This window comes from Rhizobium sp. 01T444 (assembly GCF_056398305.1).
Map to the genome: position 1 here is coordinate 111,340 of NZ_JBFTPD010000025.1, position 23,465 is coordinate 134,804.

Below are 23,465 nucleotides of genomic sequence, written 5' to 3' on the forward strand. Positions count from 1 at the left end.
GGAAAGGCCAATTCTCTACGACGTTCGTTTCTGAGGAAACGCTGAGCACTCGGTTCAAATCATCCGATGCTGGCAGTCTCGGAAAGCAGAAACAGGACGCGCGCGCCGAACTCACCGCCGGGCTAAGCGTTTCAGCCGTCGCCAGGAAGCTTGCTACAAGCCGCCAGACCATGAGGCGGGGTAATCCCCCCGCAAACTAAACGGGCTTAAAAGTAGAATTTTCTCACAAAGATTTTGGAGAAGATTCCGATGAAGACTTCACGATTCAGCGACGCGCAAATCATGGCAATCCTGAAGCAGGCAGAGGACGGCATTCCGGTTGCACAGCTTTGCCGGGAGCATGGCATGAGCGATGCCAGCTTTACAAGTGGCGGGCCCGGTTAGGCGGCATGGATGCGTCCATGGTCAGCCAAATGAGGAGCATGGAAGACGAGAACCGGCGACTGAAGAAGATGTATGCGGAACTGAGCATGCAGAACGATCTTTTGAAGGAAGCTCTCGGAAAAAAGCTCTGAGGCCGTCTCAACGCAAGGAGATGGCCATGCAAGCGGTCCAGAAGCATAATATCAAAGTGGCCCTCGCGTGCCGGACGTTCTCGATCAGCGAGACGTGCTATCGATATGGACGCAAGCTCGACAGCGAGAACGAAGACATTGCCGACTGGTTGCTGCGTCTGACGACAGCCAGGAAGACATGGGTTTCGGCCTGTGTTTCCTTTATCTTCGTAACATCAAGGGCTTCACCTGGAATCACAAGCGGGTTTACCGCATCTATCGCGAACTGGAATTGAACCTTCGGATCAAGCCCAGGAAGCGTTTGGTTCGAGAGCGTCCCGAACCGCTGGCCGTGCCGGAACACCCAAACCGGACCTGGTCGATGGATTTCATGGCCGATCAGCTTGCCGACGGCCGCTCGTTCCGGACCTTGAACGTCATCGATGACTTCAACCGTGAGGGGCTTGGCATCGAGGTCGATTTCTCGTTGCCAGGCAAGCCGGATATAATTCGTGTCGATAACGGCCCGGAATATATAGCGGCACGCTTGTGGCGTGGGCCGAGAAGCGAAACATTACCATCGCCCATATCCAGCCGGGCAAGCCGCAGCAAAACGCCTACATCGAGCGCTACAACCGCACGGTTCGGCATGAATGGCTGGGATGCTTGATATTCGATACCATCAAGGAGGTGCAGGATCACGCCACACGCTGGCTCTGGACATACAACAATGACCGACCCAATATGGCTATTGGCGGCATCACGCCGAGGCAGAAACTGAAAATGGCAGCGTAAATTCTACTGATCGGACCCGTTAAAAACGGGGCGATTACCGCGGGTCCGCGACGAAAGTTCACGCTCCGTTCAACCCTACCGTACGATTTAGAGCAGCTCTTGTTCCGTCCCCATCCCTCCTGCGTTCATTGCAGAAGAGAAATATGTGGCCGGATTTTACTCCGCCCGCAGCAGAATTATCCCGCCACTACCGTGGCCGACTTTTGCTCCGCCCCTCTCATGCCCAGGGCTTTGCCCAGTCCGAGGGTTCACGCCACTAGAAGCTGTACCCTTCTGATATGTCTTTCTTCATCGCTTTAACGGCGACTTTTGTGTTTCGGGAAACGATCGCGTCGTAAACATTCTTGTGGTTCTGGGCAGCGCTCTGGAAAAGGGTTTGGTCAGGTACGGAGTGGCGAACCGATGGCCCGATCTGCATCCAGAGCGGTTCGAGCAGCTGTCCGATAAATGACAGACGGCTCATGGCGGCAATCAACATGTGGAAATGGTAGTTGGCCTCCAGGAAGAGGTCGATATCGTTGGTTTCCGCAGACCGGCAAATATCGGCGACATGTACCTGCAACTGGGCGAGTTCCTCGTCGGTGCGACTGCCACAGGCGCGTTCCACAGTGGCACTTTCGAGGATCGTGCGCAGCGTGCAGATATCGCTCAATTGCTTACTGCTGAACGTCGGGACCATCATTGTGCGGTTCGGCATGGAAACCACACTTCCGACGCTTTCTAGTCTTTGCAGTGCATCACGAACCGGCATCAGGCTCGTGCCGAGGCTCTTGGCCAGTCCGCGCAGGGGAAGCTTCTGGCCCGGTGTGAAGCGCCCCATCATGAGGTTGCGTTTCAGCATGACGTAAATCTGTTCGTGCAGCATTTCTCGCGACACGGGCGAGAGATCGGGCGTGCGCGCTCCTCTGGACGAAACTTCATAGGTAGCCAAGGGACTCTCCGACTGCACGGATTTTGTCATATCATCAAACAAGTGCCTTGACAGCAAAAAGATGACGGGGCATTGCTAGATTGTTATAACACCGAACAAATACTTCCGCTCCCCCGGCGGATGCTCTTGCGTTAACAGGGTCCCCTTAGAGCGTCTGAAGGTGATTGCCTTTGTCCATTCGCACCGTCGCGATAGATCGGAACCGCACCGACGGGTTGCTGAAATCGGCTTCGATTTGCGTTCGTCCAGGCCATCATGCCGGATTGCCACCGGTGCTGAGCTCACGACATCGAACGCGAAACGCAGTCGCCATCGTCGCCTCTAGCATTACCCTCGTTCGCGGTGGTTATCATCACAAACATGCTTGCAGCGGATGCTCGCATCTGCTGCTCCCGGCTCCGCAGCGTTGCGGAAAATCCCGAAGGAGAAACAAGACCATGAGCGCAGAGCTCTCCAATTCCCTGGTCCATGCGGACATCACGACGTGCCTGCATCCCTACACGGACGCCCGTGCACATGAACGCCAGGGTCCGGTCATCATCGACCATGGCAAGGGCATCTACATCTACGACGACGCAGGCAAGGAATATATCGAGGGTCTGGCCGGCCTCTGGTCGGTTGCCATCGGATTCGACGAGCCGCGCCTCGTCAAGGTTGCCGCCGAGCAGATGGCGAAGCTGCCCTACTACCACACCTTCAGCCACAAGGCGCACGAGCCCTCCATCCGCCTAGCGGAGAAAGTCGTCGAGATGACGCCGGAATCTCTGACCCGCGTCTTCTTTACCAGCTCCGGTTCGGAAGCCAACGACACCATGATCAAAATGGTGTGGTACATGAACAACGCGCTGGGACGCCCGCAGAAGAAGAAGTTCCTTTCCCGTACCCGCGGCTATCACGGCGTCACCGTGGCGTCCGGCAGCCTGACGGGCCTACCGAACAACCATCGCGATTTCGACCTTCCGGCCATACCGGTTCGCCACCTGACCTGCCCGCATTTTTATCGCTTTGGCTTGCCAGGAGAAACCGAGGCACAGTTTACCGCGCGGTTGATTACCGAGGCGGAAGCGGTGATCCTGGAAGAGGGCCCGGAAACGATCGCCGCCTTCATCGGCGAGCCTCTGATGGCTGCCGGTGGGGTCATGCCGCCGCCGGCCGGTTACTGGCAGGGCATTGAGGCGCTGTGCCGCAAGTACGACATCCTGCTCGTCTCCGATGAAGTGATCTGCGGCTTCGGCCGTCTCGGCACGACGTTCGGCTGCGAATATTACGGCTTCACGCCGGACATAATGGTCATCTCCAAGCAGCTAACCTCGTCCTACATGCCGCTCGCGGCCGTCGTATTCAGCGAAGCGGTCTATGACGCCATCGCCGACAACACGGCCAAGATCGGCACGTTCGGTCATGGTTTCACGGCGTCCGGCCACCCGGTCGCCACTGCCGTCGGCCTGGAAAATCTCAAGATCATCGAAGAGCGTGACCTGATCGGCAATGCTGCCCGCATGGGCGAAGTTCTCCAGGCGCGCCTGGCGGAACTGGCGGATCATCGGCTGGTCGGCGAAGTGCGTGGCGCCGGCCTTATCGCGGCCGTCGAGCTGGTCGCCGACAAGGAGACGCGCCGTCCCTTCGCCACGATTGGCAAGGCCGGCGCCTACGCGTTCGCCGCCGCGTACGAGCATGGTCTTGTAGTGCGTGCCATCGGGGACACCTTGGCCCTGTGCCCGCCGCTCATCATCACCGAGGAGCAGGTCAACGAAATCGTTAGACGCCTGCGCAAGGCGCTGGACGAGACGGCACAGTGGTGTATCGCCGAAAACCTGAACTAAAACTCTGAACGGGGAGCCGTGTCGATTACGGCGCCCTGTTTCACGCCAGAGGCGTGTCTATCCCGTTTTGGAGAAATCATCTCATGAAGACTCACTCGATCGCGCTCATTCCGGGCGACGGCATCGGAACGGCAGTCACGGAAGCGGCCTGGTCGGTCCTCGAAAAGGCAGCAGGCGGAGATTTCAAGCTAACCTGCACGACGTTCCCGTGGTCCTGCGCCTTCTACCGGCAGACCGGTGCAATGATGCCGACCGATGGCATCGAGACGCTGCGCGCCTTCGACGCCATCCTGCTTGGTGCCGTCGGCTGGCCGGAAGAGGTTCCCGATTCCGTTTCGCTGCACGGCTTGCTGCTGCCGATCCGTAAGGCCTTCGTGCAATATGCCAATATCCGTCCCCACCGCCTCCTGCCGGGCGTCGAGGGTCCCCTGCGCACAGGCGGCTTCGATATCCTCTGCATCCGCGAGAACACGGAAGGGGAGTATTCCGGTGCCGGCGGCCGTGTCCATCAGGGAACGACCGATGAAGTGGCCGTGGAAACCTCCATCTTCACGCGCACCGGCGTCGAGCGCATCCTGCGCTTCGGCTTCGAAGAGGCGAGAACCCGCCGCGGCAAACTCGCGTCCGTCACCAAATCCAACGCGCAGAAATATTCGATGGTGTTCTGGGACGAGATCACCCGGAAGCTCGCCGCCGAATATCCCGATGTCGAGGTTACGAGCTATCACATCGATGCCATGGCAGCGCGCATGGTGATGGCCCCCGAAAGCCTGGACGTCGTTGTCGCCTCGAACCTCTTTGGCGATATCCTGACTGACCTCGGTGCGGCCATTCAGGGTGGGCTCGGCTTTGCTGCCTCCGCCAATATCAACCCGACCGGCAGTGCGCCGTCGATGTTCGAGCCCGTTCACGGCTCCGCGCCGGATATCGCCCATTTGGGCATTGCCAATCCGATTGCCGCAATCTGGTCGGGGGCGATGATGCTCGATCATCTGGGCGAACGCGCCACCGCCGCCCGCGTGATGGCGGCCATCGAGCAGACGACCATGCGCGGCATCGGTGTCGTGCCGGATAACGACAAGACGGACGCCATCACGGCCGCCGTCCTTGCTGCACTCGAGTGAAGCGCGGCGTAAAACGTCTTCTCTGAACAAGACACGCCTCCGCATCATCAAACATGCGGACGCGCTTTATGCGTTTATTGGTTCCGGGAAGGCGCAATCCAGACGGTTAGACAAGGGCTGAATATCAGCCACGAGCGGATCGATGAGCCCGACGCCGTTTCCGAGTTGGTCGCGCTTGAGCGCAAGCGCACGATCGCCCGGAATGTGAACCGGATCGCAGCCCGGCGCAACGGCGCTGACCTAGCCTTGGTGGGCCAGCCGTCCCATCTCATGCTCGAATGTGCTGCGGCCGGCAAAATGGTTCGGGTCCATGGCCTGCACGAACATGAGCACGTGGAACGCGCCGCACCATTTGTTCACATTCACGATTCCGATCGCGACATCCGTTGCCGATACCTGCATCCTGGTACCGTCTGCACGTACTAGGGTCCGTTGACAGACGTCAGGTCTGGGCAAGGTGTTTGGGTTGAATTTCCTCCTTTTGAACGGGAGGTCTTGATGTTGCGGTTTGTTCTTCGAGAAGATCAATGGAAACGTCTGAAGGGTTTGCTGCCTGGTAAGGACAGGGATCCCGCACGTTCCCGCCTACGACAATCGTCTCTTTCTTCAGGCGGTGATGTGGAAGGTCCGGGTCGGTGCGCCATGGCGTGATCTGCCAGATGAATTCGGTCCCTGGAACTCCGTTTTCCAGCGCTTTCGCCAATGGGCGAAAAAAGGCGTGTCCGAACGGATTTTCAATGTCTTGTCAGGCGAGCGGGATTTCGAATACGCGATGATCGACGGCACGAGCATCCGCTTTCATCAGCACGGTATGGGGGAAAAAGGGGGTCTTTCCGTGAGGCCATCGGCCGCTCGTACGGCGGCTTGACGACAAAGATCGTCGCCCTCGTCGACGCGCTCGGAAATCTTGCCCGCTTCGTTCTGCTTCCCGGACAGCGCCACGATAGCATAGCGGCACCCGACCTGATCGAAGGCATCTACATGGAGGCGCTGCTAGAGCGTCGTTCGTACAAGGTGCATCGTTGGCTGTTTGATTTTGGTGGATTTCATGGTTCCTTTCTGATCGGTGGTGTTTCATGGGCAAATCGCATTCACTGGATATTCGCGACGCGTTGTGGCAATGGTTGAGGCAGGGCATTCGTGCCGAGCGGCCGCGCGTCGTTTCGCCATTGGCCACAGCACGGCAATCCGCGTCATCCAGCGCCGCCGGACGACAGCAGCGGTATCGCCGCCCCAAAGGGGCCGTCCGTCCGGCAGCGGCAAGCTTGCGGCTTATCGGCCCTTCCTGATTGGGCAGGTCGAGGCCAGACCCGACATCAGCATCCCGAAACTGGCCGACAGGCTCGATAAGGCGCACGACGTTCGTGTTCCACCTTCGTCGCTGTCACGGTGCTGGTGGCAGAAGGGTTCACATATAAAAAAGCTCTGGGGCGTCGGAACGCGCACGCGCGACCGTGCGGTTGGATCGTGACGTCTGGATCGCAAAGCGTCAGCCATGCATGCCGCTGGAACCGCATCGCCGTGAATCCGGGCTTTAGTTACGGAGAATGGTCGGACATGACTGTGCGTTCTAGGAAAAATGGTTGTTCACTCTGGTGATATACGCAGGCACCCGAGCCTTTTAATGTCTTCGAACCCGAGAAACGGAAAGAGGTGTTGCGCGAAGAGGCGATTGGCCGTCGACGATCTGCAATTGGATAACGAGCAGCCGGGGCAGAGATCGATTGCTACAAGCCGTCGCTGGGCACACCTCCGGGGGCGCTGCTGCTTGCGACTTCCGGCCCGTTTTCGGATGCGTATTTGCTTGCTGCAGAGGAGATCTACGAAACTGTACCAGGTGTGGGCGGCACGGAAAATCCAGAAGTCCGTTCGGATATGATCCTAAGCCCACTTATGGGCGGTGGAGCTGTCTTTTCCGTCGGTTCGATTGCTTTTACTGGCTCTCTTTCCCACAACAAATACGACAACAACATTGCGAGATTGACGACCAATGTTGTCCGTCGCTTTCTTCGTCCAGAACCACTCGACGTTGTAGTCCCAGAGGGAGGATCTGAATAAGTTATACGCCTCGGTAATGCAGACCAACTCGGTACACCAAACCAATAAGCATGAACGGGCTGGCTGACATTTTTGTTTTGACGTGAGTTACGAACAGTACTTCACGCTATTTCAGATTGTTAGCAGGGTGCGTTAAACAATAGCAAAAAGGGGAATGGAATGTCTGACACAAAGAACTCACTTATCACCGGAATTTCAAGGCGCGATTTTGGTCGCGCTGCATTAATCGGAGGGGCGGGCCTTGCATTTGGTGCTTCTCTAGGGTTTTCAGCGCATGCTGAAACCGTAAAGCCGAAGCGCGGCGGCAACCTTCGCGTCGCAATGCTGGGTGGCTCTTCGACCGAGCATCTCGATCCTCATAAAGGTACCGTGCAGCCTGACTTCGCCCGCGCACTTGCCCTCTACGAGCCTCTCGTGGAGATGCAGCCGGATGCGAGCATCCAGAACGCGCTGGCTGAGTCGCTCGAACCAAATGCCGATGCCACCGAATGGACCATCAAGCTACGAAAGGGCGTGAAGTTCCACGATGGACGAACGTTGTCAGCCAAGGACGTTGCCTTTTCGTTCCGACGGATCGTCGATCCAAAGGCTCCGTTGAGCGGCTCCCTCACGTTGGGGCCACTCGATGTCGACAACATTAAGATCGTTGACGATCTCACGCTCAAAGTTCCGATGAAAGTGCCATTTGCGGTGTTTCCGGAAGCCATTTGCTCAGCAGTCTATTACGCTATCGTTCCAGAAGGTTTCGACGTCAACAATCCCGTTGGAACCGGGCCATTCAAGTTCCAGAGCTTTACCCCTGGCCAACAGAGCGTATTTGTTAGATTCGATGAATATTGGCGCGACGTGGGAGCACATCTCGATACACTGACAATCGCTTCCTTTGTCTCTGACGTTGCCGCATTCAATGCACTGCAAAGTGGACAGATGGACGCGTTGGCCGCCGCTCCGCTGTCTCTGACCCGCCAGGTCGGAAAAGGTGGAGACATCAAAGCGCTTGTTTCTGAGCCAGGGATGTTCGTGCCGTTCTCCATGAGAGTGGATCAACCGCCCTTCAACAAACCGGAAGTGCGAAAAGCTTTCCGACTTTTGGTCGACCGTGAGCAGATGATCAAGATCGCGCTTAGCGGATATGGTGAAGTTGGCAATGACGTGTTCTCTCGCTGGGATCCACTCTACGACACTTCCCTGAAGAGAGAGCGCGATGTCGATCAAGCAAAATTTCTCCTCAAAAAGGCCGGAGAAGAAAATCTGAATATTGAGCTCGTCACATCTGACTTTGCCATTGGCGCTCCGCAGATGGCGCAGGTCTTTGCAAGGCAGGCCAAAGACGTCGGCGTCACGGTATCTGTACGTCAGGTCACAACGGATGTATTCTTCGGAGACCAGTACAAGAAGTGGGTATTCGCACAGGATTTTTGGCTTCATACGCCATATCTGCCACTGGTTGCTGAGTGCCTTATGCCAGATGCTGCTTACAACGTTACGAGTTGGGGCAACGAGAATTACACAAAGCTCTACAACCAGGCAATCGGTGCGACCGACATCGTAAAACGCAAGGAGATCGTGCACGATTTGATGAAAATCGACTTCGAAGAAGGCGGCTATATCATTCCATCATTCAACCAAGGGGTCGATCTTCTTGCGAAGAATGTAGAGGGACTGACACCGGCCCGTACCGGATATGCCATGGGTCACTTTGCATGGAAGTCGGTCTGGCTCTCATAACGCAAATCGCCGATTTGCAGTGTCCCCCTGGGTTTTGCACTGACCCGGGGGAGCACGGCTGCACTAATTTCGGTAGAACTGATGGTGATGTATATGGCGTCTAACTCTATTCTTGAATTCACAGTCAGACGCATCTGTCTTGGCTTGTTAACGCTTCTTTTGGTCTGCGTTGTGGTGTTTTTGGCAACTCAGGTTTTGCCCGGCGACGCGGCGCGTGCGGTGCTTGGTCGAAATGCGACGCCTGAGCGCCTTCAGGAAGTACGGGCTCAGCTTCAGCTGGATCGTCCTCTTCTGATGCAATTTTGGACCTGGTTTTCTGGTATATTGACCGGCGATCCAGGCCGGTCCCTTGTTAATAACCTACGCGTGATCGATATTGTTTATCCGCGGGCTATAAGCTCGGCGACTTTGCTGATGCTTACCGCGATCGTCAGCTTTCCGGTTTCAATCGTGCTCGGTGTAGTGGCCGCCTTATATTCCGGTCGGGCAGTCGATACGAGTATTTCATTTGTGGCGCTTGCACTTGCTGCATTGCCGGAATTCGTCGTCGGCATTCTTCTTATTCTGATCCTTTCGACCTCGTTGTTTCATGTCCTCCCAGCCGTTTCACTGGTCGCTCCAGGTAGTTCCGTCTTTCAGGATCCGATTATTCTTGTGATGCCGGTATTGACCCTGTCGCTTGTCTGTTTTCCTTACCTGTTTCGGATGACGCGCGCAGCGGTTATTGAGGTTCTCGCAAGCGAATACATTGAGATGGCGCGCCTAAAAGGCGTGGGAACGACAAGGCTTATTTTCATACACGCGCTTCCCAACGCGATGGCGCCTGTCGTGCAGGTCATAGCGCTGACGCTGGCCTACCTCGCCGGTGGCGTGGTGCTGGTGGAGTTCGTTTTTGGATATCCGGGCGTGGGGCAAGGCCTTCTGGAGTCGATCATTGCGCGAGACATTCCTGTCATCCAGCTTATCGTTCTCCTTCTTGCTTTGACCTATGTGCTCCTCAACCTCGCCGCAGATTTGATTACGATGTTACTCACGCCAAAGATGAGTGTTCGATGATGGCAAACAACCTAGTTCACGGGAGGATTCAGCCATGAATTACAACATTTGGCGATGGATTATCGACCTTAAAGCGGGGGCTATTGGCTTGGCGGTTGCTCTCGTCATCATTTGCGGCGCGATCGTCGGCCCATTGATCGCGCCAGTCTCTCCGGCTGACTTTGTAGGTGCGCCGTTCGATCCTGCATCCCCCGACGCATTTCTTGGTACCGATTTCATGGGCAGAGACGTGCTTTCGCGGATTCTCTCCGGCGGAATGCAGATTCTGGGTCTGTCCGCGGTTGCCACCTTTCTCGGCGTTTGTATTGGCACCTTGCTCGGCATCATAGGCGGTTATTTGAAAGGAAGGGTGGACGACGTGATTATGCGTCTGATGGACGTCGCAATGGCCTTCCCCCAGACGGTCCTTGCCTTGCTTTTCATCAGCATTCTGGGACCCAAAGCCTGGCTGATAGCGATATTGGTCGCTGCGATACACGTGCCCCAAGTTGCGCGTGTCATGCGGTCTGTCGCACTAAGAGTGTCGGAAGAGGATTATATCAAATACGCGGAGGCTATCGGCGTTTCGTTGCCCAAGATAATAGTTCGAGAAATTTTTCCCAATCTGACCGCACCTCTTATGGTTGAACTCGGATTGCGCTTTACTTACTCAGTCGCCCTTGTAGCTGGTCTTGGATTCCTGGGCTTGATGGCTGATCCGTCCGTTCCGGACTGGGGCATGATGATCAACGAAAACCGGATAGGTCTTCTGTTGAACCCGTGGGCAGTCGCGGCACCAGTTATCATTCTGGCTATTCTGACCATCGCGATCAATGTTTTCGCCGATGCCTTGGGCAGGGCAAGACGGGTGGCTACGCCCTCACCTGCCGACCTTTCGGCAGAGGGTGACAGATCCGTTCAGGTTCAACATATCGACCCCAATGGCAACTCCATTGTGGGCAGGGGAGTGTCATGATGATTGGCAGCACAAAAGCTGAGGTTTCTCACATCCCAAATCGTGCACTGGAAATCCGCGATCTGTGTATTTCTCTCGCAGGGACAAAGGTTAACGTCGTCGACTCGGTGTCCCTTGATCTGGCTCCAGGAGAAATTCTCGGCCTGGTCGGCGAATCGGGCTCSGGCAAGACAACCGTCGGGCTGGCAGTTCTCGGTTACTGTCGAAAAGGCTTGGAGATAAGCGGTGGGGTCGTTCGTATCGACGGAAAGGACATTCTATCTCTCAGTTCGCGAGAGCTGAAAAAGGTTCGCGGGCACCTCGTCTCGCTTATCCCTCAAGACCCCGGTACCGCCCTCAATCCCATCCTACGCGTGGGAACTCAACTTGCCGAATGTTTTACCGACAAGCAGTCCGCCATCGATGAAAACGTGATGGAGCTACTGCGTTTGGTGAAATTGCCTCAAACGCCTGAATTCCTGAGATCGTATCCACATCAGCTTTCCGGTGGACAACAGCAGCGAGTCGGAATTGCCATGGCATTCGCCAACCGCCCACGCGTCATTATCATGGATGAACCAACGACTGGCCTAGACGTCACAACGCAGTCTCACGTTCTGGAGACTATCCGCGGCCTTTGTCGTGAACATTCGGTGGCTGCGATCTATGTCAGCCATGACCTTGCGGTTGTTGGATCGCTGTGTGATCGAATAGCGGTAATGTATTCTGGAAGAATTGTCGAACTTGCTGCAACCTCGCAAATCCTGGCGACACCAGAGCACCCATACACGCGCGCACTGATTGAGGCGGTGCCCGATCTAGATAGAGATACTGCCGTCAGTGGTATTCCCGGTAGTGCGCCGGAGCCGGCGCGACGTCCACCTGGATGTGCTTTCGCGCCAAGATGCGTTGCCGCGGACACGCGCTGCACGAAATCTGTGCCACCAACCGTGGAGATTACAGTCGGTCATTTCGCGAAGTGTCTGAAGTTGAAAGAATTTAGAACCGCCGCGACGGCGGTCCGGACTGTCGAGCACTACGATAAGGTTGATCGCGACGTTGCGCTTGACGTGTCTGGATTGGAGGCATTTCACGGAAACGTTCGAATCCTTAAGGGGATTTCTTTCAAAATTCACAAGGGGAGCTGTGTTGCTCTTGTGGGCGAGTCGGGTTCCGGCAAGACGACAACAGCCCGTTGTATTGCAGGACTTCATAGGAAACAGGCGGGTAAAATCACTTTCGGCGGCGAACTGATACAAGCGCATGCATCAGAACGGTCATTGCAAGCACGCCGACGGATCCAATACATCTTCCAGAACCCGTATGCGTCGCTTAATCCACGGCGAACAATTGGCCAATCGGTCGCGATGGCACTCGAACAATTCGAATCGATTTCCAACACAGAAACACGCAAGCGAGTACTCGCTGCCTTGGACAAGGTATCCCTGCCGTCGGTCACCGCTGATCGTTATCCTCATCAGCTTTCTGGCGGGCAGAGACAGCGCGTGGCCATCGCCCGCGCACTCATCGTCAATCCAGAGCTGTTGATTTGCGATGAAGTGACGTCGGCTTTGGATGTTTCGGTTCAAGCGGTGGTGGTGGAGTTGCTGGAGCAGCTAAGACGAGATCACAATCTTGCAATGCTGTTCGTCACCCATAACCTCGCCGTGGCAAGCAACATCGCGCAAAACGTGGCCGTAATGCAAAGCGGCACCATCGTGGAATTTGGTAGCGTTAGCGATGTTCTGCGCGCTCCGGTCGCGACTGAAACGCAGCGTCTTCTTTCGGATACGCCGAGGTTTGCCTTCGCCATGACATAAGTTCGCTCAGATATGTTCAACGTACGCGGGCATTTTTTTGGCAAGTAAAGACAATGGACTGTGTATGCCGCCGATCCGGAAGGTATAGATGCCCAATCAACATCGAGTGCGTGCATAGACATTTTGAAACGAACAGGGGAAACGATGCGTTACGAAAGACCGCATTCAATTGATGATGCTGTGCGCCTGTTGACAGGCGAGGACGGAATGGCAGTCGTTCTTGCCGGAGGCAGTGATCTTCTCGTGAAAATGAAGGGAGGTTTTGTCGAGCCTAATCTCATCGTTGACATCAAGGCGATCGCTGGGCTGAAGGAGATCATGCAGACGGATGCGGGGTTCAGTATAGGCGCCGCCGTTCCCTGTGCCGTGTTGGGAGAGAATGGAGCGCTGAAAGCAGCGTGGCCAGGCGTCGTGGAAGCCGCCAAACTTATCGGTTCCAAGCAGGTGCAGGGGCGTTGTACGATCGTAGGTAACCTTTGCAACGCATCGCCTGCCGCCGACAGTGTGCCGGCGCTCGCCGCCGCAGGCGCAAAGGCCTCCATCGTCGGGCCTGGCGGCAGACGCATGGTCGCGGTGGAAAGCATACCCATTAGCCCGGGTAAGACGATACTTTCCAAAGGTGAAATCATAGAATCCATCTTTCTGGAGAAGCGCCCCGTTCGTTCGAGCGACGCGTATCTGCGGTTCATTCCCCGTACGGAAATGGATATCGCGGTGGTGAGCGCTGCAATCAATCTTTCGCTTAATACAGACGGAATAATCGAGAAGGCTCGCGTGGTTCTGGGAGCTGTAGGGCCGACAATCCTCATAGTGGAAGAGGCCTCCCAGTTTCTGATCGGCAGGAAACCGGATGATGCGACGCTTGAAAAACTCGCCGCTATCTGTTCGTCAGCCTGTCGGCCGATAGCTGACAAACGCGGTACTGTTGAATTTAGAAAGAAGGTCGTGGGTGTGATGGCCAAACGGGTAGCTGCCAGCGCGTATACTCGGGCAGGAGGCATGCTATGACAAGTGTAATGGTATCGACTACGATCAACAAAGACGCCGTGGAGTTTCTTTGCCATGCCGACGAAACTTTGCTGGACGTCCTTCGCGATCGTTTGGGCTTGACGGGTGCGAAGGAAGGCTGCGGAACCGGTGACTGTGGGGCATGCAGCATTATATTTGACGGCAGGCTGGTCTGTTCATGCCTCGTGCTCGGTGCCGAAGCTGAGGGGAAGGCAGTCGAAACGATCGAGGGCATGGCCAACGGTGACAAACTGCATCCGCTGCAGCAAAAGTTTCTTGAACATGCTGCTTTGCAATGCGGTATCTGTACGCCGGGTCTTCTCATTGCCGCAAAGGATTTGCTGGCAAGAAATCCAGAACCGACTGAAGAAGAAGTCCGCTTCGGGCTTGCTGGAAACCTCTGTCGCTGCACGGGCTATGACAAGATCGTCCGCGCAGTTCTGGACGCATCGCATGTGATGAGAGAGGGAAATCATGGCTTTTGATCCACGCTACACGGGACGCAACTTTACATCGGTTGGCAGCCGCCCTATTCGTCCCGACGGTATCGATAAAGTAACTGGTCGCGCCCGTTATGGCGCGGATTTCAATATGCCCGGACAGTTGGTGGGGCTTATTCTAAGGAGCCCGTACGCACACGCCCGCATTCGGTCAATTGACACGTCAAAAGCGGAAAAGCTTGTCGGCGTCAAAGCAATTATTACGGCGGCCGATCTGCCTGACGTGACCAACGGAAACAGTTTTGTTTTTGACATTCTCGACAACTGTCTTGCGCGTACGAAAGTGCTTTATGACGGCCACGCCGTGGCCGCGGTGGCTGCCGTGGATGCGCGTACAGCCAGACAAGCGCTGAAACTGATCCACGTTGAGTACGAAATTCTTCCTCACGTAACGGACGTAGATGAGGCAATGGAGCTGTCGGCGCCCTTGGTCAGCGATACGATCTTTACCGAAGGTCTCGAGGAAAAGCCGCTAAAGCCCTCCAACGTCGTCAGGCGTGTGACTTACGGGCACGGTGATGTCCAAAAAGGCTTTGACGAAGCCGATGTCGTGGTCAAGCGTTCCTTTAAGACCGAGCAAACCCATCAAGGCTATATTGAACCACATGCCTGTGTCGCAAATTTCAGCCCGGATGGTACGGCTGATTTGTGGGTCTGCACTCAGGGTCACTTCGTATACCGGCAACATTGTGCCGAATTGCTCGGCATGGAAGCCTCCAAGCTGCGTGTAACCTCCTCTGAAATTGGTGGCGGTTTCGGTGGGAAAACCCACGTTTGGGTGGAGCCGGTGGCGCTCGCTCTGTCTCGCAAGGCCGGCCGACCGGTCAAGGTTGTAATGACGCGCGATGAAGTTTTTCGTGCATCGGGCCCTACGAGTTCCAGCTCCATCGACGTCAGGATCGGCGCTAAAAGTGACGGCACGATTACCGCCTGTGAGGCAACATTGCGGTATTCGTGCGGTGCATATGCTGGCGAGTGGGCCCACTATGGAACCATGACTGCGTTCGCCTGCTACAAGCTCGATAACGTAAGAACTGTCGGCTATGACGTTCTGGTCAATCGGCCAAAATCGGCGGCTTATCGCGCACCTTCTGCCCCTATGGCGGCTTTTGCGGTCGAGAGCATGATGGATGAGCTTGCCAAGAAGATTGGCATTGACGCAGTCGAACTCCGTATCAAAAACGCGGCCCGAGAAGGAACGAAGTCGTCCTATGGTCCCGTCTTCGGACCTATCGGCTTCGGTGCCGCGCTTGACGCTGCCAAGAACCATCCGCATATGAAAGCGCAACTAGGAGTAAATCAGGGCAGGGGCATCGCTTGTGCGTTCTGGTTCAATTTTGGCGGCCAAACCTGTGTAGACATCAACGTCGGTATGGACGGTTCAGTTTCGCTCGCTCTTGGCACCGTGGATGTCGGAGGTTCTCGCGCCTCTCTGTCGCTCGTGGCCGCGGAAGAACTCGGCATTGATTATCATCAGGTAAAGGCGGTGGTCGCTGATACATCGACTCTCGGCTACAATGATATGACTGACGGTAGCCGTGGCACCTTCTCGTCGTCCATGGCAACGATCTCCGCTGCACGCAATGCCATAAAAGTCATGCGAGAGCGCGCCGCGCTGATGTGGGACATTGCCATCGAAGACGTGGCTTGGGAAGACGGTCATGCGGTTGCCAAGGGCAAGCAGAATGACAATCTAGGAAGGCTTTCGGTAAAGGAGATAGCCGCCCAGTCTGGCAAGACGGGAGGTCCAATCGCAGGGCACAGTGAACTTGTAGCGGATGGTGCGGGCGTCTCCTTCGCCGCGCACCTTTGCGACATCGAGGTCGATCCTGAAACGGGACGGACCCGGATTCTCCGCTACACGGTGATCCAGGATGCCGGCAAGGCGGTGCATCCAACCTATGTGGAAGGGCAATACCAGGGGGGTGCGGCCCAGGGGATTGGTTGGGCTCTCAATGAAGAATATGTCTATGGCAAAGATGGGCGGCTTCAGAATCCCGGCTTCCTTGACTACCGAATTCCGGTCTGCTCGGATCTGCCAATGATCGATACGCAAATTCTCGAAATACCAAATCCCAATCACCCTTATGGTGTACGAGGCGTTGGTGAAACATCTATCGTACCACCTTTGGCAGCAGTCGGAAATGCGGTTTCGAGTGCTACAGGCGTGAGGATGACGCATGTTCCAATGTCTCCTCCACGTATTCTTGCAGCGCTACACGCGGAACTGTCGGGCTGATGGTTCAGGTTACTCTCTGGGGATCAATGAGTTCGGTCGCTGGAGGGAAGAATACTGTCCAGGTCGAAGCGAAGGATATAAGGGAACTGTTCGTAAAGCTTTCCGAGCAGTATCCCGGCATCCAGCCTTGGCTGGATCGTGGCATCGCTGTTGCAATAGATGGCACGATCTATCGTGATACCTGGTCGAAAGAGCTACCGGAAAACTCAGAAATTTTCCTGCTCCCACGCTTGGTGGGCGGTTGATGAGTGCGGCAGTGAGGCATTTAGTCCTATAGAAGCAAAGTATGTGTCTGCCGTTAGAGATCATATCGTGCAGGACGTGGAAAGTGCATCCATGAGTAAATCTGCGTAGCTGCTTTCGTGTTGTCTTCATATGAAGAGCCGCAGCTACGGATCGGTGATCTATTTGCATCAGTCTATCTCGATAAATAATACCATTCGAAATGGAAATACGTTGGCATGATCCTAAAGTAAAAAATTGGGATTAGGCTGTCGAATGACATGACTTTGCGGTTTCTTATTAGGAGCAGAAAATGAGCGGTTCAGCAGACATTTCCAGATTATATGACGAGACTGACGGTGTTGGTTTGGCCGAACTGGTGAAGCGAGGTGAAATCAGTGCGTTGGAACTAATCGACGAGGCCGAGCGTCGTGTGCATGAAGTCAATCCTAAAATTAACGCCGTTGTCATCAATACGTTCGACTTTGCAAGGGCCAATGCAATTGCCGAACCTGGCACTGGCCCCTTGGCTGGCGTTCCATTTCTCCTCAAGAACATCGGGTCTGCATGCAAGGGAATACCGCTCGACTTCGGAATGAAAGCTTTGCAAGGTATCGACTGGAAAACTGAAACCGAAATGGTCTCCAGGATCCGCGCCGCGGGATTGTCCATTATCGGGCGTACAAATTCACCTGAAAACGGTTGGTCTATCGGCTGTGAAAACAACCTCTATGGTGCTACGCGCAACCCATATGATCTGTCGCGGACCTCTGGTGGATCTTCCGGAGGTGCGGCCGCTTCGGTAGCGGCGCGCATCGTGCCGATTGCTGAAGCCTCTGATGGCGGTGGATCTATCAGAGTCCCGGCGTCATGCTGCGGCGTTGTGGGGCTCAAGCCATCACGCGGACGTACTACGTATGGATCGCAACTCCCGGATGTCTGGTTCGGGTCCATTTATCTTCTTTGTAACAGCCTGACCGTTAGGGACACTGCAGCCTTTATGGATGTCACAGCGGGCAATTCCGTCGGGGATCCGTATACAGCGCCACGGCCAACCGAAAGCTGGCTGAGTTCCTGCATGAAGTCACCTGGCAAGTTGAAAATCGGCTTTACAAAGCAGGCGAACTGGGGACCGAAACCTGACGAAGCTGTTATTTCAGCCCTCGATGCGCGGCTTGAGACTTTATCCAGCTTAGGTCACGAACTGATCGAATACGACCTTACAACAGGCATTGAAGAGGCCTGGTGGAACTACAATAATGTTGTTTCCGTTGAATATCTTCGAGATTTTAGGCAACTTGGTATCGCTTTGACAGGTATTCAGTTGAATGACGATGAGTTTGCACCCTTCAACCAAGCATTGATGCGCCAAGCGCGGTCCCTGTCCGCAGAACGGTACTCTGCCAATATCGCGGCCATTCGCAAGGCGGGTCAAAACATAGCGATTGAGCTATCCCAATTCGACGTTTACATGACGCCAACCTTGACAAATCCGCCAAGACCGGTCGGCTACTGGTCGATGGAGGAGGGGGACTGGGATACTTATCTCAACAGATGGCATGATGCCGCATTCATGTTCATTTTCAACATATCCGGGCTTCCCGCCATCTCTCTTCCCGGTCAACCGACGAAAGACGGGCTGCCAATCGGAATTCAGTTCGTAGGTCGTTATGGCGACGAAACCACTTTGCTGCAATTGGCCCGTCAAATCGAAGAGGCAGCGCCGTGGTCTGGCAGAGTTCCGAAACTAGCCTAACGCTTGCTGGAATAGTTGGTTAGGGGAAGCATCTGAATATGGGGGAGGAGTAGTTCTGTCGCTTGTTTGATGTTGTTGCCCATTTGACCTTGGACCGCACTGAGGTCTGTGGACAGACGTCAGGTATGGGCAAGGTTTTTAGTTTGAGACTCTTCTTGTTGGACAATCATATGAACAATCGGCCAAATTCTCAGATTTCCTCGCGAAAACAGCACAAACAAGCGCGCTCGACGGTGTTGGTTTCGACGATCCTGGAAGCCGCTATTCGCGTTCTGGCCGAGGAAGGCACCCAGCGTTTCACCGCGGCCCGGGTCGCGGAAACGGCTGGTGTCAACGTCGGGTTGCTTTACCAGTACTTTCCGAACAATGCGGCCATTCTCTTTCGTTTTAAAAGCGACAAATGGCGCCAGACGAATGAACAGTGGCGAACGATTTTGGGGAACGGGAAACGAGAGCCACTCGCTCGGCTGCATGACCTTGTCCACGCAATTCTTCATTCCGAGCCCGAGGAAGCGGCACTTCGCGTGGCACCTGTCGATACCGGCTGGGTTTACCGGGACGCCTCTCAAGCGCAGGAAATTCATGCGGATGGTGATCGCATCGTTGATACATTCATGCGCGAAGCCCTGCCGGCAGTTCAAGATGCAGCCCGACAAGTGGCCGGTGAACTGATTATCATGACAATGGCTGCGGTCGGGAAAGAGCTATCGGAGAAACCTCGGCCAGCCGCTGAATAGATGTTTATGCGAACGCAATGTCGGATATGCTCTGCGGTTATCTTCGCGCTCTCGAACATGGATCGATTGATAACACATCACAAATGCGAACCTGCGAGTTTCGCCATACGAAGAGCAGGGGCAGCTAAAGCCCTGAAGCCTTGGTCATGTACACGCGGAAGCGATCCCGTTGCCGCTGATATCTGCGGGTCATCTTTGCGGACGTAGGTCCCAGCTGCTTCTGGACGTAGCGCTCGTCGACTTCGGCGGATGACGCGAGACCGGCCCGCAGCGAGTGGCCAGAAACCTTGAAGCCGCACTCAATCTCACTGAGGTCACCGCGCACGCCGGCCGTCATCGCGGCTCGCTTTACCAGCCGAGCCACTTCCTTGTCGTTCAGTCGATCGGTGCCAACAGATTTGCCCTGGCCCGTCATGTGGCGGAAGAGGGGGGCCGTGTGCAAGCTTGGCGAACTCGATTCACGTTTCCATTGTGGCGACCTGATACGTGGCGTCTGACGATCCGCGCCCATCTCGACCTCTCGCCATCCGGTTTTGCCGCGAAGCGTCACGAGCATGCCCTTGTCGAGGATTCGATCCAGCCTCGGCCGTCTTCGGTCTGGTCCGACTTGATCAAGGCAGACGATTTCTGAGAGCTGCAGACCTCCAGCAAAGCCAATGAGCAACATGGAGCGGTCGCCTAAGCCGCGCAGAGAACCGCGATCGAGCGTCTGGATCATGGCGATGATGTCCTCTGCCATGACCGCCTCCTTCTGCGCCGACGGCTTGGCATGGCTGTTGCGGATCCCGGCCATCACCGTGGCGATATCCAAATCTCCATGCCGCCGATCAGCGGTTTTGACAATTTCTGTCGAATTGCCGCTAGAACCCTCCTTTGCAGTCCAAGTTTTTGTCCGCATCCCCCGGGTCAAATCCGTGCGATAATCATCATCATGGAAAGCCGCCGAAAAGCACCAATAACCACACCGGTATAAAAAATGTCGACAGTATCGGCAGCCTGGTTCAAGCCGAAAAACAGGGCAATCTGCCTAGAATTAAGTCAAGAATGCCCGATTATAGGCTATTTGAAGCGATTGAAGTTGTTGACGCGGGTTCATGTCGCTGGTATCGTTTTGTCGACAGTATGTGAGGCTCCGCCATGAAGACTGGTATTCGTCATAATTTCTACGGGCCACCCCCGATAGAAATAGTCTCGCTTGCAGCCCGACGACTTGCAATGGTGCGGGCCGTTATTACTGCGTGCATCAGCCGCCTTGTGCCGCTCAGAAGTTCGTTGAGTGATCTGCGGCGCGAGCCTTCCACGAAATCGATCAAGCGAAAGCGCCTCGAAGCACTCATGGGGCCGGCCTACCGCAAGCCGTCCTCGCCGTTAACGATTCATCATTGGGCCCTACTGAACTCGGCCAATCGATCGACAGCCTTGAATGCTTGTCGTACCCTCATTTAGGAACGGTGTGCTGATGATGCCCTGGACCAAGACGAGTTTTGAGCTCAGCAAGTCAAGGCAGGGCCAAGCCGCCCAGCGTTGGTGCGACTATATGTCAGAGGTATATTTTCCTTTGGAGTGCTCTCCTAAGGATAGTTTCTCTTTTAAGGGTGCCCTCTCTGCACTGCAACTTTCCACAATCGGAATATCGAAATTCACCGCCAACGCGTTGCGAACGGTACGTCGGAGGCCGACATCCGGCGAGGATGAAGTCGTCTTTATTTTCCCGACGCGCAACCGCGAAAAATTCAGTCAGTTCGGACTTGAAGATGAAGTCGGACCGGGGGAAGCGTATGCCTTAACTTCTTCTGAAGCATACTGGACTATGATTGAAGACAATTCAACTAACGTAACGATAAAAGCGCCGGCTAGCTCTATTCGCCAGATATTTCCTTCAATAGACAATACATACGGGCGCCGCGGTATCGCCAATATTGGGTTAGTTCCGATCGTCTCACAGTTGGCACTTCAAACTTTTCGTTTGGCGTCTTCTGCTGATTCCGGCATTTTGAAGCGTGCCGAAAATAATATTATAGAACTGATCTGTCTTATGTTGGAGACACAATCTATTCAGGATGTCCATGAAAGCACGACGACGGCGCTCTCTGATGTTACTTTACAACGCCTCTCAGCCTTTCTTTCATGTCACTATCCGGACCCCGGTCTTTCACCTCAGCACGCCGCAACCTCGTTACGGGTTTCAGTCCGATACGTGCATAAAATATACCAAATGAATGGCACGACGTTTGGTCGAGAATTGCTTCGCTTGCGACTTCGTGAAGCCGATAGAATGTTGAGAACCCCGCCCGGTAAGAACGCGTTACCCGATCCAATTTCTGAGATCGCATACGCTTGTGGCTTTTGCAGCCAATCACACTTTTCGGTTCGTTATAAGGAACATTTCGGGATCACACCGGGCGAGAGCCGTTCCGCTCCCTGAGACAAAGATTAGCCCTCGAGCCTTTGTCTGTGGCTCCCGCAGCAGTGAGCCATGAAACGGCTGGGATGGGGAGGTTCTTCGAGGTGTCCAACTCCAGGGCCTCGCGCTCAATGCGCGATCGGCGCCGAACGAGGACTCGGCAGCCATGTTGGATTTATCCGCGGCCGCCACCTGAGTGCACAGCGTTTCCAGTATTCCACAGGGATGCCCCAAATGACTAAGGGCAAGATCACCAGACTTGCCACTTCCTCAAAGCATGTTTGTTTACGCCACCCGGACATGGGAAGCGTCAAAGAGCGTGATCGGAAGGTTCTAGTGCACTGTAAGCGCGATTTTCCATGCACATTGACGTAAGGGGGCGTCGCTGACCCGGCCGCTCCTGGGTAAAGATACGCGGCTCTACTAGACCTCGGACGTTTTGGAGAAGTTGAACGGCAGCAGGTCGCCAATGTCGGCGGCTTCTCCGCGCTGAGGCAACTCAGTGAGCACGTGGCGCAGCCAAGTGAGTGGATCGACGCCGCATGCGCGGCAAGTCAGCATGAGACTGTAGATCACGGCGCTGGCTTTTGCGCCGTCGGCGGTGTCGCTGAACAGCCACGATTTTCTTCCGGTCGCAAAAACTCTGATGTCACGTTCCAGAACGTTGTTATCGATCGGCATCCTGCCGTCGCTGATGTAGCGCGTCAGATAATTCCATTGGTTCAGGGTGTAGGACACGGCATCGCCGAGCTTGGTATCCGGCACGACCTTTGGCGCGATGGTATCGAGCCATATCTTTAGGGCGATGAGGACAGGCAAGCTGTGCTGTTGCCGGAAACGACGAATGCAATCGACCTGCGTTTCACCGGCGTCGGGCGTTTGGTCTCTTGCCTGTTTTTCGATACGGTAGAGCTGCTCGAAGAACCGGAGCGCCTGTTCCGGCGGTCCGCCTCCGTTCTTCCTGGTTTTGAGAGCCTCGACGAAGCGCCGCCGTGAATGGGCGATGCACCCGACATGGGTTGCGCCATGTATTGTGCGCCAGGCGGTGCATTCATCGCTCACCAATATGCCGCGGTAGTCGCCGAGAAAGGTCTGCGGGTGGACCTGACCGCGGCCCAGTTGATATTCGAGAAGCACGATTGGCTCGTCACTGTCCTCGCTGCTGCGGTACGCCGACATGTAAGACGTGCTGGTGGCTTCCTTGTTCTTTTCCTTCAGCACTTGAACTGTCGTCTCATCGCCATGAATGAGAGGCTGCGACTGAAGCCGCAATCTCAGCGCATCGTAGATGCGATGCAGGTGCCTTTCGCTCGAACCGATCACCCAGTGCGCGAGAGCGCCCCGGCTGATCGGTACGCCGGCCCGTTCGAACGTTTGCGCCACGCGGTAGAGCGGCGTGCCGTCGACGTATTTATCCGGATGGCGCGCTATCGCATGGCCGCGTACCTGATTTCCGGCGGGGTGGCGGCGATCGCAGGCGTGATGCTAGCGGCACGTTCCAATCGCGGCGACGTCAATGTGGGTGACGCGTACCTGCTGCAGGCAGTTTCGGCGGCCCTCGTTGGCTATGCCGTGCTGGGCGCCAACAAGCTGAACGCCTTCGGCACTCTGGTCGGCGCGATCTTCGTTACCACGCTGATCAACGGCCTGACGATGTTCAATTTTCCGTACTACGCGCAAAGCTTCGTCCAAGGCGTGCTGCTCGTTATCGCACTGCTGATGAGCTACACGCTCGGCCCCCGCCCGCGGTGAGTACCCGTTCTATTCAGTTGACTGGGCAGAAAATGAAGCGACCGCTTCCGAACATCCGCGGAATCTGTTCCCACATGTCCGGAA

At 55.5% G+C, this 23,465-nt stretch carries 15 protein-coding genes and 6 pseudogenes; 17 read left to right on the forward strand and 4 right to left on the reverse strand.

Features of this window, described 5'->3' with window-relative positions; genetic code table 11:
• Positions 1-249 precede the first annotated feature (249 nt).
• Positions 250-1,289: pseudogene (locus tag AC1DTN_RS27420) on the forward strand (IS3 family transposase).
• A gap of 256 nt (positions 1,290-1,545) precedes the next feature.
• Here AC1DTN_RS27420 and AC1DTN_RS27425 read toward each other — a convergent pair.
• Complete coding sequence (locus tag AC1DTN_RS27425) at positions 1,546-2,220, reverse strand: GntR family transcriptional regulator (RefSeq protein ID WP_477923417.1); 675 nt, start codon at positions 2,218-2,220, stop codon at positions 1,546-1,548.
• Positions 2,221-2,657: 437 nt separating this feature from the next.
• Here AC1DTN_RS27425 and AC1DTN_RS27430 point away from each other — a divergent pair, with 437 nt between their 5' ends.
• Positions 2,658-4,043 carry an aspartate aminotransferase family protein gene (locus AC1DTN_RS27430; RefSeq protein WP_477923418.1) on the forward strand — a complete coding sequence of 462 codons (1,386 nt, stop codon included), beginning with the start codon at positions 2,658-2,660 and terminating at the stop codon, positions 4,041-4,043.
• An 83-nt stretch (positions 4,044-4,126) separates the two neighbouring features.
• Positions 4,127-5,167 (forward strand): tartrate dehydrogenase, encoded by a 1,041-nt coding sequence (locus AC1DTN_RS27435; RefSeq protein ID WP_477923420.1) that lies wholly within the window; start codon positions 4,127-4,129, stop codon positions 5,165-5,167.
• A 240-nt stretch (positions 5,168-5,407) separates the two neighbouring features.
• Here the strand turns inward: AC1DTN_RS27435 and AC1DTN_RS27440 are convergent, their stop codons facing one another.
• The gene (locus tag AC1DTN_RS27440; protein WP_477923421.1) at positions 5,408-5,569 is read right to left on the reverse strand and encodes a hypothetical protein; all 162 of its coding nucleotides are present in this window, start codon (positions 5,567-5,569) and stop codon (positions 5,408-5,410) included.
• Between the two features lie 96 nt (positions 5,570-5,665).
• Here AC1DTN_RS27440 and AC1DTN_RS27445 point away from each other — a divergent pair.
• The 12 genes and pseudogenes from AC1DTN_RS27445 to AC1DTN_RS27500 form a co-directional block, all read left to right on the forward strand.
• Positions 5,666-6,178, forward strand: a pseudogene (locus AC1DTN_RS27445) (IS5 family transposase); the annotation flags it as partial.
• Positions 6,179-6,883: 705 nt separating this feature from the next.
• A pseudogene (locus AC1DTN_RS27450) lies at positions 6,884-7,225 on the forward strand (N,N-dimethylformamidase beta subunit family domain-containing protein); the annotation flags it as partial.
• A 159-nt stretch (positions 7,226-7,384) separates the two neighbouring features.
• Entirely contained in the window at positions 7,385-8,953 is a 1,569-nt protein-coding gene (locus AC1DTN_RS27455) for an ABC transporter substrate-binding protein (RefSeq protein WP_477923422.1), read from the forward strand.
• An 81-nt stretch (positions 8,954-9,034) separates the two neighbouring features.
• Positions 9,035-10,009 carry an ABC transporter permease gene (locus AC1DTN_RS27460; RefSeq protein WP_477923424.1) on the forward strand — a complete coding sequence of 325 codons (975 nt, stop codon included), beginning with the start codon at positions 9,035-9,037 and terminating at the stop codon, positions 10,007-10,009.
• 34 nt (positions 10,010-10,043) lie between these two features.
• Complete coding sequence (locus AC1DTN_RS27465) at positions 10,044-10,964, forward strand: ABC transporter permease (protein WP_477923425.1); 921 nt, start codon at positions 10,044-10,046, stop codon at positions 10,962-10,964.
• A complete protein-coding gene (locus tag AC1DTN_RS27470; RefSeq protein ID WP_477923426.1) occupies positions 10,961-12,763 on the forward strand; it encodes a dipeptide ABC transporter ATP-binding protein in 1,803 nt (600 codons plus the stop codon). The genes AC1DTN_RS27465 and AC1DTN_RS27470 overlap by 4 nt, the downstream gene beginning before the upstream one ends.
• A gap of 144 nt (positions 12,764-12,907) precedes the next feature.
• Entirely contained in the window at positions 12,908-13,771 is an 864-nt protein-coding gene (locus AC1DTN_RS27475) for an FAD binding domain-containing protein (RefSeq protein ID WP_477923427.1), read from the forward strand.
• Complete coding sequence (locus tag AC1DTN_RS27480) at positions 13,768-14,256, forward strand: (2Fe-2S)-binding protein (RefSeq protein ID WP_477923429.1); 489 nt, start codon at positions 13,768-13,770, stop codon at positions 14,254-14,256. The genes AC1DTN_RS27475 and AC1DTN_RS27480 overlap by 4 nt, the downstream gene beginning before the upstream one ends.
• The gene (locus tag AC1DTN_RS27485) at positions 14,246-16,510 is read left to right on the forward strand and encodes a xanthine dehydrogenase family protein molybdopterin-binding subunit (protein ID WP_477923430.1); all 2,265 of its coding nucleotides are present in this window, start codon (positions 14,246-14,248) and stop codon (positions 16,508-16,510) included. Before AC1DTN_RS27480 ends, AC1DTN_RS27485 begins: the two co-directional genes overlap by 11 nt.
• Positions 16,510-16,755 (forward strand): MoaD/ThiS family protein, encoded by a 246-nt coding sequence (locus tag AC1DTN_RS27490; RefSeq protein WP_477923432.1) that lies wholly within the window; start codon positions 16,510-16,512, stop codon positions 16,753-16,755. Before AC1DTN_RS27485 ends, AC1DTN_RS27490 begins: the two co-directional genes overlap by 1 nt.
• A gap of 290 nt (positions 16,756-17,045) precedes the next feature.
• Positions 17,046-18,488, forward strand: coding sequence for an amidase (locus AC1DTN_RS27495; protein WP_477923434.1), 1,443 nt, complete (start codon positions 17,046-17,048; stop codon positions 18,486-18,488).
• 170 nt (positions 18,489-18,658) lie between these two features.
• Positions 18,659-19,353: pseudogene (locus tag AC1DTN_RS27500) on the forward strand (TetR/AcrR family transcriptional regulator).
• On the opposite strand, the pseudogene AC1DTN_RS27505 reads toward AC1DTN_RS27500, so the two are convergent.
• Positions 19,350-20,039: pseudogene (locus AC1DTN_RS27505) on the reverse strand (tyrosine-type recombinase/integrase); the annotation flags it as partial. The pseudogenes AC1DTN_RS27500 and AC1DTN_RS27505 overlap by 4 nt on opposite strands.
• Before the next feature lie 645 nt (positions 20,040-20,684).
• On the opposite strand from AC1DTN_RS27505, the gene AC1DTN_RS27510 reads away from it, so the two are divergent.
• Positions 20,685-21,650, forward strand: a complete 966-nt coding sequence (locus AC1DTN_RS27510; RefSeq protein ID WP_477923435.1) for a helix-turn-helix domain-containing protein — start codon at positions 20,685-20,687, stop codon at positions 21,648-21,650.
• A gap of 402 nt (positions 21,651-22,052) precedes the next feature.
• Here the strand turns inward: AC1DTN_RS27510 and tnpC are convergent.
• Positions 22,053-23,042, reverse strand: a pseudogene (gene tnpC, locus AC1DTN_RS27515) (IS66 family transposase); the annotation flags it as partial.
• Positions 23,043-23,048: 6 nt separating this feature from the next.
• Here tnpC and AC1DTN_RS27520 point away from each other — a divergent pair.
• Entirely contained in the window at positions 23,049-23,381 is a 333-nt protein-coding gene (locus AC1DTN_RS27520) for an ABC transporter permease subunit (protein ID WP_477923440.1), read from the forward strand.
• Positions 23,382-23,465: the final 84 nt, after the last annotated feature.